Origin of the sequence: Halalkalibacter suaedae (genome assembly GCF_017939705.1) — a bacterium.
In the GTDB taxonomy this organism is placed as follows: domain Bacteria; phylum Bacillota; class Bacilli; order Bacillales; family Bacillaceae_D; genus Halalkalibacter; species Halalkalibacter suaedae.
Genome location: NZ_JAGKSQ010000007.1, coordinates 75,660 through 93,412 on the forward strand (window position 1 = coordinate 75,660; position 17,753 = coordinate 93,412).

The window sequence follows — 17,753 nt, forward strand, 5'->3', positions numbered from 1 at the left end:
TCTTTCCTATATTTCTTTTATGCGATGGCCTTATTATTGAGGACAAACCTTAAACAAACCTTAAAAAAAGAGAGTGAATCAAAAGGGTTGTTTGTTAACCCTTTGATCCACTCTCGTAACTATGTTCTATTATTTCGGTAATCTCACTTTAAAGGTTGTGCCTTTATGTTGGTTCTTAAAAACAGATATTGTTCCGCCATGCTTTGTCACAATCCACTGAGCAATTGATAAGCCTAAGCCGACACCACCAGTCTCACGAGAGCGTGCTTTATCCTCACGGTAAAAACGTTCAAAGATGGAATTCATATTTTTTTCATTGATTCCAATCCCGGTATCGGTAACCTCGAAAACAACCTTTTGATCCTCCATATACGTTTTTACCCCGATACTGTCATGTTCACCAGTGTACTTTAAGGCGTTATCAAGAAAGATAACGAAAAGCTGATGGAGTCTGACGTCATCTGCTTCGAAAGTGACCTTGCTATTTAGGTTAAGCCAAAAATGCTTTTCCTGTGATTCTGCTATTTCAATATAAGGGGCACAGACGCTTTTAACAAAGGAATCAAATTGAATGGTTTGTTTCGTTAATTCGGTTTCGGTTGAATCTGCCCGCGCTAGTGTTAACAAGTCAGAGGTTAGCTTAGATAATCGTCTTGTCTCAGACAAACTAAGAGCAATATTTTCGAACTTGTTGATAATTTTTTCTTCAGGCTCAGTTAGCAGTAATTCTAATTTATTTTGAATAATCGTTAACGGAGTTCGTAATTCATGCGATGCATTTTCAACGAATTCTGCTTGTTTGTTCCAGGATCTGATTATTGGCTTCATCATTTTCTTTGATAATAGATAACTTGCAGAAATGGATAAGGTAATGAAAATGGATGAACAGATGACCATAAGCTTTCCGAAATTATTTAATATGGTTTGCTCAGCATCTGTATTTATAATTAATTGTGTGTAAGCAACTTCTTCATTATCTTCGGTATCATTTTCAAAGAGAAGATATCTAAAGTGGTATTGGTCATTGATAACAATATTAGTAAATTGATTGAGGTTGGTTAGATTAAGCTCGTAATCCTGTAAATAATTCTCATAAAATAATGATCCGAGTTCATTTTGATTAACTAGTTCCCCTTCCTTCGTCCAGTCCAACACAATAATCCTTGGGTTTAGATTATTCTTTGGACGTTCTTCAATTGGGGGACCTTGATCCATCTCTTCATCACGCATTGGACGCTTTTCTTCCATAAACGGATCATTTAACTGCATTTCTTTGAAATTTAGTAACTCCTTATCTGTTTGAGAAAATAAGGTAGTCTGTACCTGACTGTAAATAATTACACTAAAGACCGTAAAAATGATCGTAAAGGCGATGAAGTTTAAAATCATAAAGGTGAGCTGCTGTTTTCTAAATACCCTATGTTTAAACATGATCCTCACCTTTTTCAGTGAGCATATAGCCTAAGCCACGGAAAGTTTTGATGTAGTGATCATAATGATACTTTTTTAAGGTTTTTCGTAAATTACTCGCATACACTTCAACAACAGTTGTAGACGTATCTGATTCAAAGCCCCAGATCCGATCAAAAATTTGTTCCTTTGTAAGAATAGTGTTCTTGTTATTAATAAAGAACTCTAGTAAGTCAAACTGTTTTCCATTTAATTTAAGTGAGTTGTCACCAATGAAGGCGGTCTTTGTTTTAACATTTAGTTTCAAATCCTTAAAGGAAATGGTATGATCCTTAAATTCTCCGTTTGATCTGCGAATGATCGCTTCCAATCGTAATAAAAGCTCAGCACGATGAAATGGTTTTACTAAATAATCATCGGCTCCAACCTTAAAACCTTGAATTTTATCATCAATTCCGTCTTTAGCCGTCAAAATAATGACGGGCGTTGTAATTTGTTTTTCTCGCATTTGTTCGAGTACTTGATAGCCGTTTAAGTGTGGAAGCATTATGTCTAAAATGATGACGTCAAAAATATTCTGTTCAGCAAGAAACAACCCCTCTTCCCCGTCAAAGGCTTGTTCTATTTCAAATAGTCCTATTGTCGTTTCTTTAATGGTTTCAGACAGTGCGTGATCGTCTTCAATAATTAGTAGCTTCATTAGTAGATCTCCTATTCATTAGTAAGAGGCCGGGGACATAACTAAAATGTCTAACTAAAATAATGAACCAGTCTCCTTAGTTATTTTGATTATAGGCTGAATCCAATTTATTTCAATGTTTTTTTCGTTTTAAGGTTTTGTTAAGGTTCGTCTCTAATAATAGGTCGTGGAAGGTCACATTCCTATTACTAGATCCTAGAGGAGACGAGAATATGAAAAAGAAATCAAGATATGTTCGAATGTCAGTTGCCGTTTTAAGCCTGCATCTGTTATTTGCTTGTAGTGATGATTCTGCTACAAATTCAGAAGCGAGTACAGCATCAGAAACGACAAATGAAGCAGTAAATGAGGAGGTCACTACAACAATTAGTGAATGGGTTACCTATTCGGATGAGGACTACTATACCGATTGGAAAAGCGAAAATCCCTATTATATTGAACTGAACGGTTCAGATGCTGATTTTGATAGCAATGCACCAATTCTCTATCAGGATGGCGTTGTGACAATTAAGACAGGCGGTGTTTTCGTATTTAGTGGACAGCTAGCGAATGGACAGATTGTCGTAGATGCAGAGGATAAGAACACGGTTAAGATTATTTTAAATGGAGTGGAGATTCATTCCGAAACTAGCTCAGCCATCCATGTCGTTAATGCAGAAAAAACGACGATCTCTCTTGTTGAAGATACTGAGAATATCATTTCTGATGGGGAGCAGTATGTTTTTGTAGATGCGTCAGATGATGAACCAAATGCAGCCATTTTTAGTAAGAGCGACCTCACAATCAACGGAAGTGGGAAGTTGGTTGTGAATGGAAATTATAACAATGGGATAACGAGTAAGGACCAATTGAAAATTACTGGAGGAAACCTCGAGATCGTTTCTGCCGATGATGGATTAATGGGACGAGATATCGTCGCTGTCCAAGCAGGAAACATCCAAATAGAAGCTGGTGGAGATGGGATTAAGTCAACAAATGACGAGGATACGACAAAAGGGAATATTGCTTTAGAAGGAGGAACATTTGACATTGTTGCAGGTAATGACGGAGTTCAAGCTGTAGCATCATTATTGGTAGACGATGGAGTCTATACAATTGTATCTGGTGGAGGCAGTCCTGAAACCATTGCAAATGCTAACAGTATGCGAGGCGAGGGACAGGTGGCTCCAACAACAGAAACAGAGTCAGAAAGCTTTAAAGGGTTAAAGGCTACAAAAGACTTAATTGTTGCAGGAGGTAGCTTTTTAATTGATTCTGCAGATGACGGGATCCACAGTAACGATACCATTACAATTGGTGGCGGTGATGTAACGATTGCTTCGGGAGATGATGGCATTCACGCTGATGGCTCCATCACAACTCAAGGAGGAAACATTACAGTCACAAAGAGTTATGAGGGACTTGAGGGTAATGCGGTAACGATAGAAGATGGGAATCTCCACCTAACTGCAACGGATGATGGAATCAACATCGCAGGTGGAAATGATGGATCAGGAATGGATATGGCTCAAACTAGCTCAACAAGTGATCGTCTGCTAGCAATTAATGGTGGGTTCACCTATGTTAATGCAGAAGGAGATGGCCTAGATTCTAATGGGTCGATCACGATGACGAATGGTACTGTAATTGTAAATGGACCGACAAATAGTGGTAATGGCGCTCTTGATTATGATGGTAGCTTCGGTGTGAGTGGTGGGACATTAATTGCTGTAGGAAGTGCAGGAATGACTCAGTCTGCTTCTGATACATCGAAGCAATTATCTGTGTTAATGAGCTATTCTGAAACACAAAAAGCAGGAACACTGGTTCATTTAAAGGGCAGTGATGGAAATACAGTGATCACATTTAGTCCAGAAAAGGATTACCAATCCGTTATGATAAGCTCACCTACCCTTACGACAGGGACGTCTTATACGTTATTCTCAGGAGGGACTGCAACAGGAAATGAACTAAATGGACTATACACAGATGTAACCTATCAGAATGGATCAGAAATAATTGAATTTACACCAACTGAAACAGTTACGTGGTTGAATGAATCTGGGATAACAACGGGTGGCATGAATGGACCAGGTGGTGGAATGAATCAAGGAGGAATGATGAATCCAGGAGGAGAACGTCCTGAAAGAGGAGCTCAGGGAGCAATGTTCGATAGTTTAGATGAAGAGACGAGAGCAAAGGTTGAAGAAATTATGGAACAACAGCAGGCCGGGACAATTACAAGAGATGAGGCTCAGGCCCAGCTTGCAGAATTAGGGGTTGAATTTGGTACAGGAAGACCATAGTTGGATAGTTAACCGAACTCTAGTGAACTGAAAATTTAGAAAAACACCTTTGAAAAATTGAATCTCAAAGGTGTTTTTCATGTAATCTGCACTTTTTCCCCAGTCTTCTTGGTGCTGAGAGAATCTATGCTGTCCGAAGCTGATAGAATCTGTAGACATTTTTGATAATGACTTTTAGTACAGAGTAGAAAGGTACAGCTACTAAAATTCCAATAAATCCGTAGACGGTTCCCGCTGCAAGTAGTAACAGAATAACAGTTAAGGGATGTATCGATAGCTTGTTGCCGATAATTAATGGCGAAACAAAGTTTCCTTCTAGTTGTTGTACGATGAGAAGAATAAGCAAAATCCATAATACCATGACTGGATCAGTCAAAAGAGCAATAATAATGGCTGGGAGAATTCCTAAGGCCGGACCAATAATCGGAATAACGGCAGTTACAACGACAATTAAAGCCAGAACAATAGCATAATCTAAACCAATAATTAAATAACCAATATACATTAAAATCCCGTTCACCAAAGCAACAAGCATTTGCCCTCCAATATATGTTGAGAGGGTCTGATCGATATCATGTAAGAGCCTTTTCCCCTCATCCTGATGCTTCTCAGGCAAAATTTTAAGTAGGTATGGGAGCAAGCGTGGTCCATCCTTTAAGAAATAAAATAAAACAAATGGCACAATAACGAGTACAGTTATAAAGTTAGTAATGGTAGATACAATTGCGTTTACATTATCTCCTATCTTCGCACTCTGGTTACTTATATAGGTAATGACCCTCTGTTTTGCTTCTTCATAGGACATCAGACCAAAGTTATTTTCATTAACTAGTTGCTTAGTCTGTTCTTCATTTTCTTCAATGATTGTTGGGACATCTTGAGCGAATTGTACAAATTGCTCCTCAACCGATCCGCCTATTGATGCACCAGCTAACACAATACCCCCGACCAATGTAGTAAAGACAATCAATATGGCCACTGATCGTGGAATGTACTTAGCTTTGGCAAGAAATTGTACAATTGGTTTGAAAATATAATACAAAAATCCAGCAAAGAGCAGTGGGAAAAATAAAATAGTTGCAAAATTAATGATTGGACTCAGAATAAATTGAACTTCGCCTAATAAATACAACGTGATTAACACTAAAACAACACCAGTTAAGTATTTGAAAAAAGGATGTTTAATCCACATTTCACTCGCCTCCTATAGCTATAACTCTATTTCCTTGCCTATTCCCTTACTGCAGGAAAATACACATTTCACCGAAACCTATGAATGGAATATAAAAACAAATATGTACAAATATTAAATATATATTGAAATTGATAATCATTATCAAGTATGATAGTGGTGATTAAGATTTGAGGAGGGAACTATGAATGTTTAGACAGACAAGAACGTTATGATTCGTTTGGAATCATAAAGTGGGTGGAAAGCATGGGAAATAATTGGTGTTCATTTAACTAGCATCATGTTAGTGATATGCCAGGTCCATCCCATTTTGAAAGTAACCAAGATGTTTATAATCTGCTTGGTCAAAAGGTAAATTCAAATGCTATAGTACTTTTTTTTTACTATTAACTGAGAATAGTTATCATCTACTAAGACTAAAGACTTAGTGAAAGGATGGAAATATGGATCAGTCAGCAAAACAAATCGCACAAAATGCAACGTTTCAGTCATTTGTAAATAGCTATATTCGTGAAATAGACGGTGGAGTTTGGTCCCAAACGGAGCAATGGATGAATGAGAACCGAACATCGATACTTCTTACTGGAGACCAAATGCTTGAGCTTGAACTGCCCCATCAATCAATTAAGGTCGCTATTGAAGTTAAGTATCAGTCCCTTGTTGGTAGGCAATTATTTGGTGTCTTACTGAAATATTGTCGAGATAGTCAAGAATGGTACAAAGAAGATTATCTTCCTTTCTTGATAACGCTTATTCAAGAACTTCATTTGATGAGTAAATTGACGTGTGATAATGAATATGCTTCACATTATGATGAACTAATCCTTCGTCTAATTGAAAGCTTTCAAACGATGACAAACTATATTGAAAAGAGGATGAACAACTTTGTGGCTCCTCCTTTTAATGAGTTGAGATTTATTGCTGCAGAACAATCACTACATTTTGGTCATTGGCTACATCCGACACCTAAAAGTAGGCAAGGAATGGCACAATGGCAGCATAGTAGCTTTGCTCCAGAACTTGAAGGCTCTTTTCAGCTACACTATTTCCAAGTTAATCGCAAATTAATAAAGGAATCATCCATTCTGCAAGAGAGTGCAAGTGAAATCATAAAGAATTCAGTTTCAAACTGGAAATGTTCATCTAGTATTTCTGATGATTCTTGTATCATTCCAATACATCCTCTTCAAACACAATGGTTACTACAACAGGATTATGTTAGAAAGGCGATGGAAGAAGGGATAATTGTTAACTTAGGAGCACATGGTCCCAATTATACAGCGACATCTTCGCTTAGAACTGTGTATAACGCCGAGGAAGCTTATATGTACAAGTTCTCCATTCCGGTAAAACTAACTAATTCGTTACGTGTCACTCAAAGACATGAACTAGAAGCTGGTATTGTTATGGCGAGTTTAATAAGCAAAATTTCATTTTTAGAAAACTATCCATCGTTTCATATCATTGATGATCCAGCCTATATAACTGTCGATTTACCAAATCAAGAGGAGTCAGGATTTGAAGTGATAGTGAGATCCAATACCTTTCCAAAAGGGAAAGATCGAGGAATAAGCTTAATAGCAGCCATAGTCCAAGATCCTATGCCAAACAGGAGCTCACATCTTGCCCAAGTGATCACTGAACTAGCTTATGAGGAATGTAGGTCGATTGAGAAGGTGAGTATAGATTGGTTTAAGCAATATTGGAGTTGTGCAATTGAGCCACTAATTCGTTTATATGATGAATATGGAATTGCTCTTGAAGCACATCAGCAAAATAGTGTGTTAGACATATCGAAAGGGTACCCTGAAGGTTATTATTATCGTGATAATCAAGGATACTACTTATCCAATTACTATAGTAAGAAGTTACGAGCTATTGAGCCATCACTAGCGAAAACACCGGAGCTCTTTTACGACGATTGTCTCATCCAAGAAAGATTTACCTACTATTTATTTATGAACCAACTATTTTCTGTCATTTATAGATTTGGTGCTGATGGCCTCATAAGTGAAAACAAACTTATTCACTGGACAATTAATGAATTAAAACTATTAGAGAGACAATTAACAGGGCAAGGGAAAACGTTTGTTCAATCCATTTTATTGAAAGAAAAGTTAGCCTTTAAAGCAAACCTTCTGACAAGGTTTCATGATGTTGATGAATTAAAGGCCAAATTAGAACAAGCGGTATATACAGAAATACCGAATCCGTTCACCCTTCATAACAAGGAGGAAGAGCATGAACAAGCTATTTCAATTTCCTTATAATAAGGCGGCGACACGAGTACGAAGGCAGTTGGTAGAGGCGATCTTATTTGAGGGTTTGGTTGAATATAAGGTAGAACAGCTAGTTAACGAACCGCCCTTAAGCTCCTTTGTATTTGGGACAAAACGCAAATACTACTGCGTCGGTAGAACCACGGCGTTTAACCGCATCAGACTGATAGAAAACCGTATTTTTGAAAAGCTTCCAGGCTCACAGCTTAGAGAAGCCTTGATTGAAGAGGTTCTTGAAGAGGTTGTATCTGATATGAAAACGAAAGAACGCATACTAAATGAACTGTTACAAACGGTTAGATTATGCGAATGGAATGAAAGTCATATCGTTCAACTAAGATCCCGGAGAGAATCTAGTTATGAAGAGCTAGAATCTGAAATTACTGAGGGTCATCCATATCATCCATGCTTTAAGTCACGAACGGGATTTACATTAGATGATCATGAAAGATATGGTCCAGAGGCTAAACAGAGCTTTAGTCTTAAATGGCTCGCTGTTAGAAGAAACAGAGTAACACTGTCTGTTCCAGAAGACGAGGTGGAATTTTGGATTAGCGAGCTTGGCATGACAATGTGGCAAGAACTTTTAAGTCAGCTTAAGGAAAGAAATTTGACGTTTGGAGAGTATACCTTTCTACCTGTTCATCCGTGGCAATGGAAAGCGATTCAACATCGTTTGCTGTCAGAAAGTATAAAGAAAAGTGACATTTTATTATTGGACGTGGGCGGGGATCGGTATAGATCGACGCAGTCAGTTCGCACGTTATGGAATGAATCGAACCCTAAGCGAGCATACATCAAACTGCCAATGAATATGGTAAATACGTCTTCCTTACGAAAGCTGGAGCCTCACTCAGTCTGTGCAGCACCATCTATTTCAGCTTGGATTGAGACCATCATTCAATCTGACCCTTATTTGAAAGAGGAAGCGTCTCTTACAGTGTTAAAGGAATATGCAGGTATCATGTTTGAAGGTGAAGATGGAAACGAGAACAAGGAAATAGAAGGACAGCTTGGAGTCATCTGGAGAGAAAGTGTGCACAATGATCTAAAGAAAGACGAAGACGCAGTGCCGTTCACGGCCTTAATGATCATGGAAAATGATGGTCAGCCATTTATTGCTCCTTGGCTCAAACAATATAATGCCCAAAAGTGGGTGGAACAGCTCATCAACGTAAGTGTCATCCCGGTTTGGCATCTCCTTGTTGCCCATGGAATAGCAGTTGAAGCACATGCCCAGAATATGATATTAGTGCATAAGAACGGCTGGCCAATTAGAGTCATTTTAAGGGATTTTCATGAAAGTGTAGAGTTTGTTGAAGAGTATTTAGAAGATCCGAGTAGGGTCCCATTATTTGCGACTATTCATAAGAACTATAAGGATGGACCTTTAGATCAGTTTTTCTGGATGTCGTCTGTAGAGGCTTTAAGAGAATTGGTGATGGATACTTTATTTGTTTTTCATTTAAGTGAGTTGTCGTTCTTGCTTGAGAACCAAAACAATTATCGAGAGGATTTCTTTTGGAAGCAAGTTGATCAAGCTCTTATAAAACATTTAGAACTATTTCCTCATTTAATAGAACGGCATCAACAGCTTCAATATGCGAATGATCAGATATACGTCGAGTCGCTACTCAAAAAGAAGGTTCAAAACAAGGGAGATGAAAGTTTCCGCCATCTGGTCAATAATGTTTTTTCTGAATTTAGACAAAAGGGGAATGAGATATGTTCTATATCGACGACCGCTACTACACAATAGATGATTTAGAAGCTCAATTCGAAAAATATGAAACGATATCCTATTTAAGAGATTGTCAGGACTATAGGCTTGCTGTTTGTCTACCTGATCAATTTCAGTGGCTATCTCTTTGTTTTTACATAAGAAAGAAAGGAGGATCCGTCTTTCCTATTCATCCTTCCACACCAAAAGAAGGGGCAATTCGAATGGCGTCCAACGTAGCTAGTCATTATTTACTCTACGAATCAATTGAGACAGCTATTGAACTCTCCGCACATAAGAGTGATGGGAATGGAGTGCTGATTCAAATGAGCTCAGGTACAACAGGGGAACCGAAGTGTATTGAACGTACATGGGATTCAGTCGAAGAAGAAATCACAGCATACACAAGAACATTGCCGATCGATCACTTAACGACATCAATCATTGCTTGCCCAATTACTCACTCCTATGGATTGATTAGTGGAGTGATGGCTTCCTTAGAAAGAGGGGCTGAACCAGTGATTATAACGAATATGAATCCTAAATACTTATTGAAAAAGCTCAGAGAACAACCAAATCATATCCTTTACGCATCACCAACTTTGCTACATACACTCGATCGTTTAAAGGACGAGAAGCAGCACTTTAATTATGTTATGACTTCGGGAACAATCATGCCATCTAAATGGTTCATTTCGCTAAAGAAATCTTCCCGTCTTGTTCTTCAGCAGTATGGCTGCTCTGAAGCAGGATGCGTGACCATTCAAGGTCAGTTAGAGGATGTACGAGAACTTGGCTATCCATTGCCCCACTTAAAAGTAAAGGCAGGTAACGAAACAAACCCTGAAGAGATCATAATTGAAACATCTGAAAAGATAATCTATACAAAGGATGTAGGATATATAAAAGAGGGAAAGGTGTTATTTGTTTCAAGAATTGACGACATGATTAACGTTGCTGGTTTAAATGTCTATCCACAGGAAGTGGAAGATGTCATTTTAAATGATCCAAGAATAGAGGAAGTTGTTGTATATAAGAAACAAAATAAGCTATCAGGTGAACGCGTTTGTGCTCAATTTGTTTCAACTGATCCAGTAGAAGGCAATGAGCTTAGAGATTGGTGCTCTAAATTTCTTGCTCCATTTCAGATTCCAATGGAGTTTACTCGTGTCACTGAAATCGAAAAGCTACCAAATGGAAAAATAAGCAGAAGGAAAATAGGGGGCGTTCTTGTATGACGAAGGAGGAAATTATCACAATTATTTACGAGATCTTGGATAAAAAAATAGAACTTCCTACGCTGTCTTATTTTCATGAGAACGCTCGCTTAAATGAAGATCTTTATATGGATTCCGTCATTATTCTTGAACTTATCCTACATTTAGAATTAGATTACGGTTTTACTATTCCGGATGAACAGATGGATCCAAATGATTTCAAAACAGTAGAGAGGCTTGCCCTTTTTTTAGAAAAGCGGCAAAAGGAAGCGACATTGGAGGGAGAGCGATGATTAAAGTTCATTGCTTTGTAAGTTGTGTGTGTGAAGTCATTAAGAAACAGCCGGGTGTGGATCATCGTCCTTACTATTTCGGGGTGTGGGACGCTGACTTTGATGTCATTGACGGGATTTTAACCTACCACTCTGAGCGGATAGATCATGCTTTTTTTGAAACCTGGTATGAGCAACTGTATGGGATTAAGCTCTACAAATGGTACGATGAAAGTCGTTCAAAACAAGAAAATCTAGCAGAGATCCAAAGACTTTTAGAAAACAAGCTGCAGCATCAGCACATTATGGTCATGCTCGATTTGTCTAAGCTGCCGGAGAGAGAAAATAAATTCAACCAACAGCCATTTCCTCATTACGTCATGCTTGAAACTACGGATAATGATGAAGAATGGTTTATGTTTGACCCTGACTTCCGCTGGGAAGGTGTGTTACCAAAGGAAAGAATTCTGAACGCAATTAATGAACCGTCCGTTGGAGGGGGGTATTATTTCAATACAGAAGCACTAGTTGCTCCTACAACTGAAACAGTAGAGGCTTATTTTAATACTTGTATCAAACACGACCGCAATCCGATGACAGATACGATAACGGAACTAATCGAGATGTACACTGTTGGCAAAGAGAAAGAAGAGCTTTCTAAACTTTCGCTTGCGTTGAAGCAGGTACCTGTTTTAGCAATTAGAAAGTATGCATATGAACATGCCTTTGCGTATTTTTGGGAAATCCTTGAATATGATGAGGACGGGTTTGAAGCATGGTGCGATGAGATTGAACGCCTAGTGAAAGGCTATACGACAATACAATATCGAGCAATGAAGCTTGCAATGACGAAGGATCTGTTGTTAGTGGATAGCATTTATACCAAGCTAGAGGAACAACAACGACTAGAATTTAAAATAAAGAGCGGCTTACAAGAATGCTTTACTGCATGGTCAAAACTGAAGCAAACCAAGAAGGTGGTGAGTTAATGAATCTGTCTCTTTGTACAATCTCATTTCGGCATCATCTATACTCCATCGATCAACTAGCGCACTGGGCAGCAACTCAACATTTTCAAGCAATCGAATTGTGGGGAGTTCATGCAAAGAACCTTTCAGATCAATCTCATTATAATGCGAGTTGGCTTGAGTCTTATGGTTTAAAAACGAGCATGCTTAGTGACTACTTACCCTTGGATTCATCGATCCCAGATATGATGAGGGAAACGAGAAAGCTCTCAACACTTGCTAAGCACTGGGGTACGAGTAAGATTCGGACATTTGTAGGGAGAAAAGCAAGTGTAAAAACGAGTAAAGAGGAAAGGGCTATACTTGTTGAGCGAATTAAAATGATATGTGAGTATGTCGAATCACAAGGACAATCGATTCTTGTTGAAACACATCCGAATACGTTAACAGATACCTTAGCGTCGACATTGCAACTTATTTCTGAAACCAATCATCCTGCTCTTCGTGTGAACTTCGATGTTCTACATATATGGGAATCGGGAGTTGACCCAATCGAGGCAGTTAAGCAGCTTCAACCGCATGTCTCTCATTTTCACTTTAAGAACATTTCTTCTCGTGAACACTTACATGTATTTGCACCTGATAATGTATATGCAGCAGCAGGTTCTAGAAAAGGAATGGTTCCCTTATTTGAAGGAGCAGTCAATTTCCGTGAGTTTCTATTAGAAGTCTTCCCAATGATGAAAGTAGAAGCATCCTTAGAATGGTTTGGGCCGAGTGTTAAGGAAGTGTTAGCAAAAGACGGAGAAGAAGTTAGAAAGATGTATAAGATTGCTGAAGCAATAACATAAAAAGACTAGGCCACTTCACATTGTGGCCTAGTCTTTAGTTATAGGGCGTGAGATTATTGAGAGTTGATAATCGAGTTCGCTTTGGTCGCTGTTTCATTCATTGCCTGTGCGATGCTCTCACTGTCTTTTGTTAACGTTTCTACAGTTGCATTCATTTGCTCAAGACTTGCACTAGCTTCTTCAATAATAGCTGCTAATTCTGATGTTGATTTTTGAACATCGAGGGTATTAAGGACAACCTCTTTTGAAAATTGTTCAGTCTCAACCGTGTTAGCGTTAATCTTCTGGAACATTAGTTTAAGCTGGTCAAAATAATGAGCAACCTCTTTAGATGAATCGAGCATGCTTGTCACTCTTTGCTCACTTGAGCTCATCTTCTCTAATGTTGTCATATTATCATTGTTAACTTGATCTAGATTAGATGTGATATTCTCGGCTGTTTGGTTTGTTAATTCTGCTAGCTTGCGGATTTCTTCAGCAACGACAGAAAAGCCTTTACCTGCTTCTCCTGCACGAGCTGCTTCAATTGAAGCATTAAGTGCTAACAAATTCGTTTGACCAGAAATTTGCTTAATGCTATCCGAAAATGTATTTGTTTCTTGTATTTTCTTGCTTAATTCGATAAATGTTTGATTAAGATCACTAATGAAGGAATGGATATCCTGGACATCCTTATTAAATAAAGCAACCTTCGCTTCGCCCTTTGTAGCAACTTCTTTTGTCTGTTTCGTTTCTGTAGTCAATTCACTCATTAAATTCTGCAGTTTCGCCATAATCTCATGAGAGGTTTGAGCGTTTTCGGTAACACGGTAAATTTCTTCACTTTGGAATTGACTTCCGGTAGCAACCTCATTAATACCAACCTTCATTTCAGCCTGTGCTCTAAGGTTGCTTTGGATATTCTCATTTGCATTTGTCACACCATGCAGAATGCTCGACATATCCCTTTGAAGCTCTTCCTTTTTAACTTTCTGTTCATTTGCATTGTTTTCTGTCTCAACAAGTAGATTCTTAATGTTGCTTTGCTGTTTGTTGCTTAAATGGATAAGAATAAACAGAATGGCTCCTGCTAAGATATACGTCAAAATAACTGTAGGGGCGGTCTCCTTCAAAGTGCTGACTGTTGGCCCTTGTTTAGAAATCGTCAGTAGTAAGTTTAGCAATCCTAATGTAAAGCCAATTGTGAAGATTTTCTTATCAAATGGCACGACTGATAAAATAGCAAGGAAGAAGGTAACAATCACGATCGACCAGCTTCCACCAGTTACGTATAAACCAACAACTGAAAAAATATTAACTAAAATAACAGTGATATATGGAAATAGCCTTTCCCCTTTAAAGAACTTAGTACAGGAGATGAATAGTAATGAAAAAATAGCTAATTCAGAACCGAAAAAAATACTCCCTGTTGAATCCTTTGTTACTAATGCTTTTACAAAAGCTAATGCCAATGAAATAGCAAAGACCGAATACATTAAGATATTCTTACTTTTTCTATCCTCCATTAGCATCTGTTGAACTTGGTTCATATTGAAATCTCCTCTATATGATATTATTCGACATTTTTCGATTGTCCCTTATATCGGATTAAATAGTACATTACTGAAGTATTTTGAAAAAATAGATGATTTAGAATGAGAATTCCTTTGTTATCGCCTCTTGATAGTATTCAAAATAATGGTTGAAAATAAATAAATACTTGCAGGGTTTTTACTTATTTTACGCGAAGGTACGTTGTAACAATGAATAAATTTGGCATGGGATGAGTGATCATTATGAAAAAGAAGGTCGTTTTAGCAGGCGGTACAGGTTTTATTGGCACATATTTTGCAGAAGAATTTAGGAAACTAGACTATGAGGTCAAAATGATTTCAAGACAATCAGTTCATACCCAATGGGAGGATAAAGCAGCGATCATTGATTTGCTTAACGGTGCTGATCTGTTAATAAACTTAGCTGGTAAATCAGTTAATTGTCGTTATCACGAGAAAAATAAAGAAGAAATAATGCACTCAAGAACGGAAACGACAGAAAAGCTTGGGGAAGCTATACTAGAATGCTCTAATCCACCAAAGCTTTGGATAAATTCTAGTACGGCTACAATCTACAGACATGCAGAAGATCGGCCGATGACAGAAGATCAAGGTGAAATTGGTGCAGGTTTTTCAGTTGATGTTGCAAAAGCCTGGGAACGCTCATTTTTTCAATATAAACTACCTGAGACAAGGCAGGTCGCCCTCCGAATTGCAATTGTATTAGGAGAGCACGGCGGCGTAATGACCCCATTTAAAAACTTAGTTCGTTTTGGCCTTGGAGGACATCAAGGGACAGGCGAGCAAATGTTTAGTTGGATCCATGTAGAAGACTTATTTGAAATCACCCGTTTCCTCGAGAGGAACGAACAATTAAGTGGTGTGTTTAACTGTTCTGCTCCGAATCCAGTGAAGAATAGGGAATTGATGAAACAACTTAGACGTGTCATGAATCGTAATGTTGGACTTCCAGCAGCTAAGTGGATGTTAGAAATTGGAGCATGGTTGATTCGAACAGAAACAGAGTTAATTGTAAAAAGCCGATGGGTTATACCTGAGAGGTTAGAAAGAGAAGGATATACTTTTAAATATGACACATTAGAAAAAGCATTAAGACAAATGGTCTAAACAATAAACAGAGGACGTTCCTTGCTACTTTGAGCTAATTTAAGTACAATGAGGAGATGAAATTCTATTGTTTTGAAATGAGGGACATAAATTGAATAAAGAATCCATTTACGGATTAACATTTGAACAACTAACTGCTTGGTTATTGGAGCATGGACATAAAAAATTTCGCGCATCTCAAGTTTGGGATTGGCTGTATGTTAAGAGAGTCACTGATTTCGCTGAAATGACAAATGTAAACAAAGAATGTCTTCAATTATTAGCAGATCATTTTGTTATCCATACATTAGAGGAACATATTAAACAGGAGTCAAAGGATGGTACAGTCAAATTTCTATTCAGATTAGTCGATGGGAACTTAATTGAGACTGTACTAATGAAGCATAAATATGGGTTATCTGTTTGTGTGACAACACAGGTAGGCTGTAACATTGGCTGTAGCTTCTGTGCTAGCGGACTTCTAAAGAAAAGCCGAGACTTAAATAGCGGGGAAATCGTTGAACAAATTATGAAGGTTCAGCTTCATTTAGACGAGGTTGGCAAGAGTGAACGAGTCAGTCACATTGTTATCATGGGTATTGGTGAGCCATTCGACAACTTCCAAAATATGGTAGACTTCCTAGAGACAGTGAAGGACCAAAAAGGATTATCAATTGGAGCGAGACATATCACCGTATCAACAAGTGGACTTGCGAATAAAATTTATGAATTTGCTGATTTAAATCTACAGGTTAACTTGGCGATTTCATTACATGCCGCTAACGATGAGCTTAGAACACGTATCATGAAAATCAACAAGGCGATTCCAATTGAGAAATTGATGAAGGCTGTTGATTATTATTTAGAAAAAACAAATAGAAGAATTACGTTTGAGTATATTCTTCTTAGAGATGTAAATGACCAAAGAGAGCATGCTACAGAGCTTGCCAATTTAATTGGTGAAGACCGTCGCCGGCTTGCATATGTTAACTTAATCCCATATAATCCGGTTGATGAGCACAGTCAATATCAACGAAGCACCGACGAATCAATTCGTGCCTTTTATGATACCTTGAAAAAGAGAGGGATCAATTGTGGTGTTCGTCTTGAACACGGTACCGATATTGATGCTGCATGTGGGCAGTTAAGAAGTAAGCAAATTAAAAATGCCTAATAGGAAGGCACTGAAAAAGGATCGTTTCCTTTCTCGGTGCTTTTTTTATGGTTTTGCAACAAAATAATTACTAAATAATGTTAAAATAGGGAATGTGAGTGTAGCAAACATATATGAAGGAGTTGATGAGATGAAAGAACCACTTACAAGCTCGAAAAGCCTAGGAGAAAGTCTTGATTTGACCTTTACGTTAAGTAAAAAATACTTTTCTTCCTTTATAGTAATTTTACTTGTTTTAATTGGACCTATTTATGCCTTGCAAGCGATTGTTCAGCTTCTGTTTGGAGTTAATTTCTTTAGGGAGTTAGGTGAAGGAAGTAATTGGATAGATCAAATTGCGTCGAGCTTTGAAGTAGAGATGGAACCGACGGCTTCTCTTCCAATTGATAATTGGCTACTTGTACTTGGAATAGCTAGTTTTGTCTTGTATCCAGTTGCCCAAGCGGCAATTATTCTTGCAATTAACTACATAAGAAAGAAGGAAACCTTCACAGTAAAGGGTGTAATTAAAGAAGCCTTTGCCCTTTTTTGGAACATCCTTGGAGGAAGTATTCTCTATTTCCTTATTGTGATCGGCTTTATTTTTGTTCCTAGTATTCTATTGGTTTTTATCGTGATTTTTAGTATGACCTTTGACACTGTCTTTAGCATTATTCTTTCAATCTTAGTGGGTGTTGGCTTTCTAATAGCTACTATTTATTTTTTAACTAGATGGAGCTTCTTTCTTGGTTCTATTGTCTTAGATGATACTACGCCAGGGTTAGGGAGGAGCTGGACGCTTACAAAACGAAGAGTATGGGCGACTATTGTTTTTTATGTCATCTTAATGGTGATTCTCGGAATAATTGTCTTTGCACTTGAAGCTTTATTTGGAGCTCTGCTTGGTAACAGTGTGTTATTTAACCTAATTAGGAATGTAGTTACGTTAGTCACAACACTTTTTTTCTCTGTTGGCTACACAGTGAAGTTTCTAGATCTAAGAGTAAGGCAGGGAGCTGAGGATTTAAAGGAAATGATTGAGGAATATGAGCCGAAATAAGTTGATA

Annotated in this window: 14 protein-coding genes; 10 read left to right on the top strand and 4 right to left on the bottom strand. The window is 37.9% G+C overall.

The window, feature by feature from the left end; all coding sequences use genetic code 11:
• Window positions 1–129 precede the first annotated feature (129 nt).
• The gene (locus J7W16_RS16170) at window positions 130–1,431 is read right to left on the bottom strand and encodes a sensor histidine kinase (RefSeq protein WP_210598513.1); all 1,302 of its coding nucleotides are present in this window, start codon (window positions 1,429–1,431) and stop codon (window positions 130–132) included.
• On the bottom strand, window positions 1,424–2,110 hold the full coding sequence (locus J7W16_RS16175; RefSeq protein WP_210598514.1) for a response regulator transcription factor: 687 nt from the start codon (window positions 2,108–2,110) through the stop codon (window positions 1,424–1,426). The genes J7W16_RS16170 and J7W16_RS16175 overlap by 8 nt, the downstream gene beginning before the upstream one ends.
• Window positions 2,111–2,322: 212 nt before the next feature.
• Here J7W16_RS16175 and J7W16_RS16180 point away from each other — a divergent pair, with 212 nt between their 5' ends.
• Complete coding sequence (locus J7W16_RS16180) at window positions 2,323–4,395, top strand: carbohydrate-binding domain-containing protein (protein WP_210598515.1); 2,073 nt, start codon at window positions 2,323–2,325, stop codon at window positions 4,393–4,395.
• 124 nt (window positions 4,396–4,519) lie between these two features.
• On the opposite strand, the gene J7W16_RS16185 is transcribed toward J7W16_RS16180, so the two are convergent.
• Window positions 4,520–5,587 (bottom strand): AI-2E family transporter, encoded by a 1,068-nt coding sequence (locus J7W16_RS16185; RefSeq protein ID WP_210598516.1) that lies wholly within the window; start codon window positions 5,585–5,587, stop codon window positions 4,520–4,522.
• Between the two features lie 443 nt (window positions 5,588–6,030).
• Here J7W16_RS16185 and J7W16_RS16190 point away from each other — a divergent pair, with 443 nt between their 5' ends.
• Genes J7W16_RS16190 through J7W16_RS16215 form a run of 6 tightly spaced genes read left to right on the top strand, consistent with a single transcriptional unit; the run spans window position 6,031 to window position 12,894 of the window.
• Window positions 6,031–7,857 (top strand): IucA/IucC family protein, encoded by a 1,827-nt coding sequence (locus J7W16_RS16190; protein ID WP_210598517.1) that lies wholly within the window; start codon window positions 6,031–6,033, stop codon window positions 7,855–7,857.
• Complete coding sequence (locus tag J7W16_RS16195) at window positions 7,829–9,625, top strand: IucA/IucC family protein (protein ID WP_210598518.1); 1,797 nt, start codon at window positions 7,829–7,831, stop codon at window positions 9,623–9,625. Before J7W16_RS16190 ends, J7W16_RS16195 begins: the two co-directional genes overlap by 29 nt.
• Window positions 9,592–10,824 carry an AMP-binding protein gene (locus J7W16_RS16200; RefSeq protein WP_210598519.1) on the top strand — a complete coding sequence of 411 codons (1,233 nt, stop codon included), beginning with the start codon at window positions 9,592–9,594 and terminating at the stop codon, window positions 10,822–10,824. Before J7W16_RS16195 ends, J7W16_RS16200 begins: the two co-directional genes overlap by 34 nt.
• The gene (gene asbD, locus J7W16_RS16205) at window positions 10,821–11,096 is read left to right on the top strand and encodes a petrobactin biosynthesis protein AsbD (protein WP_210598520.1); all 276 of its coding nucleotides are present in this window, start codon (window positions 10,821–10,823) and stop codon (window positions 11,094–11,096) included. Before J7W16_RS16200 ends, asbD begins: the two co-directional genes overlap by 4 nt.
• Entirely contained in the window at window positions 11,093–12,064 is a 972-nt protein-coding gene (locus tag J7W16_RS16210; protein ID WP_210598521.1) for a DUF6005 family protein, read from the top strand. The genes asbD and J7W16_RS16210 overlap by 4 nt, the downstream gene beginning before the upstream one ends.
• A complete protein-coding gene (locus J7W16_RS16215; protein ID WP_210598522.1) occupies window positions 12,064–12,894 on the top strand; it encodes a sugar phosphate isomerase/epimerase family protein in 831 nt (276 codons plus the stop codon). Before J7W16_RS16210 ends, J7W16_RS16215 begins: the two co-directional genes overlap by 1 nt.
• Window positions 12,895–12,947: 53 nt before the next feature.
• Here J7W16_RS16215 and J7W16_RS16220 read toward each other — a convergent pair whose 3' ends face one another.
• Window positions 12,948–14,423 (bottom strand): methyl-accepting chemotaxis protein, encoded by a 1,476-nt coding sequence (locus tag J7W16_RS16220; RefSeq protein WP_210598523.1) that lies wholly within the window; start codon window positions 14,421–14,423, stop codon window positions 12,948–12,950.
• Between the two features lie 246 nt (window positions 14,424–14,669).
• On the opposite strand from J7W16_RS16220, the gene J7W16_RS16225 reads away from it, so the two are divergent.
• The 3 genes from J7W16_RS16225 (at window position 14,670) to J7W16_RS16235 (ending at window position 17,746) form a co-directional block, all read left to right on the top strand.
• The gene (locus J7W16_RS16225; protein ID WP_210598524.1) at window positions 14,670–15,554 is read left to right on the top strand and encodes a TIGR01777 family oxidoreductase; all 885 of its coding nucleotides are present in this window, start codon (window positions 14,670–14,672) and stop codon (window positions 15,552–15,554) included.
• 91 nt (window positions 15,555–15,645) lie between these two features.
• The gene (gene rlmN, locus J7W16_RS16230; protein ID WP_210598525.1) at window positions 15,646–16,707 is read left to right on the top strand and encodes a dual-specificity RNA methyltransferase RlmN; all 1,062 of its coding nucleotides are present in this window, start codon (window positions 15,646–15,648) and stop codon (window positions 16,705–16,707) included.
• 130 nt (window positions 16,708–16,837) lie between these two features.
• Window positions 16,838–17,746 (top strand): glycerophosphoryl diester phosphodiesterase membrane domain-containing protein, encoded by a 909-nt coding sequence (locus tag J7W16_RS16235; protein ID WP_210598526.1) that lies wholly within the window; start codon window positions 16,838–16,840, stop codon window positions 17,744–17,746.
• The last annotated feature ends 7 nt before the right edge of the window (window positions 17,747–17,753 follow it).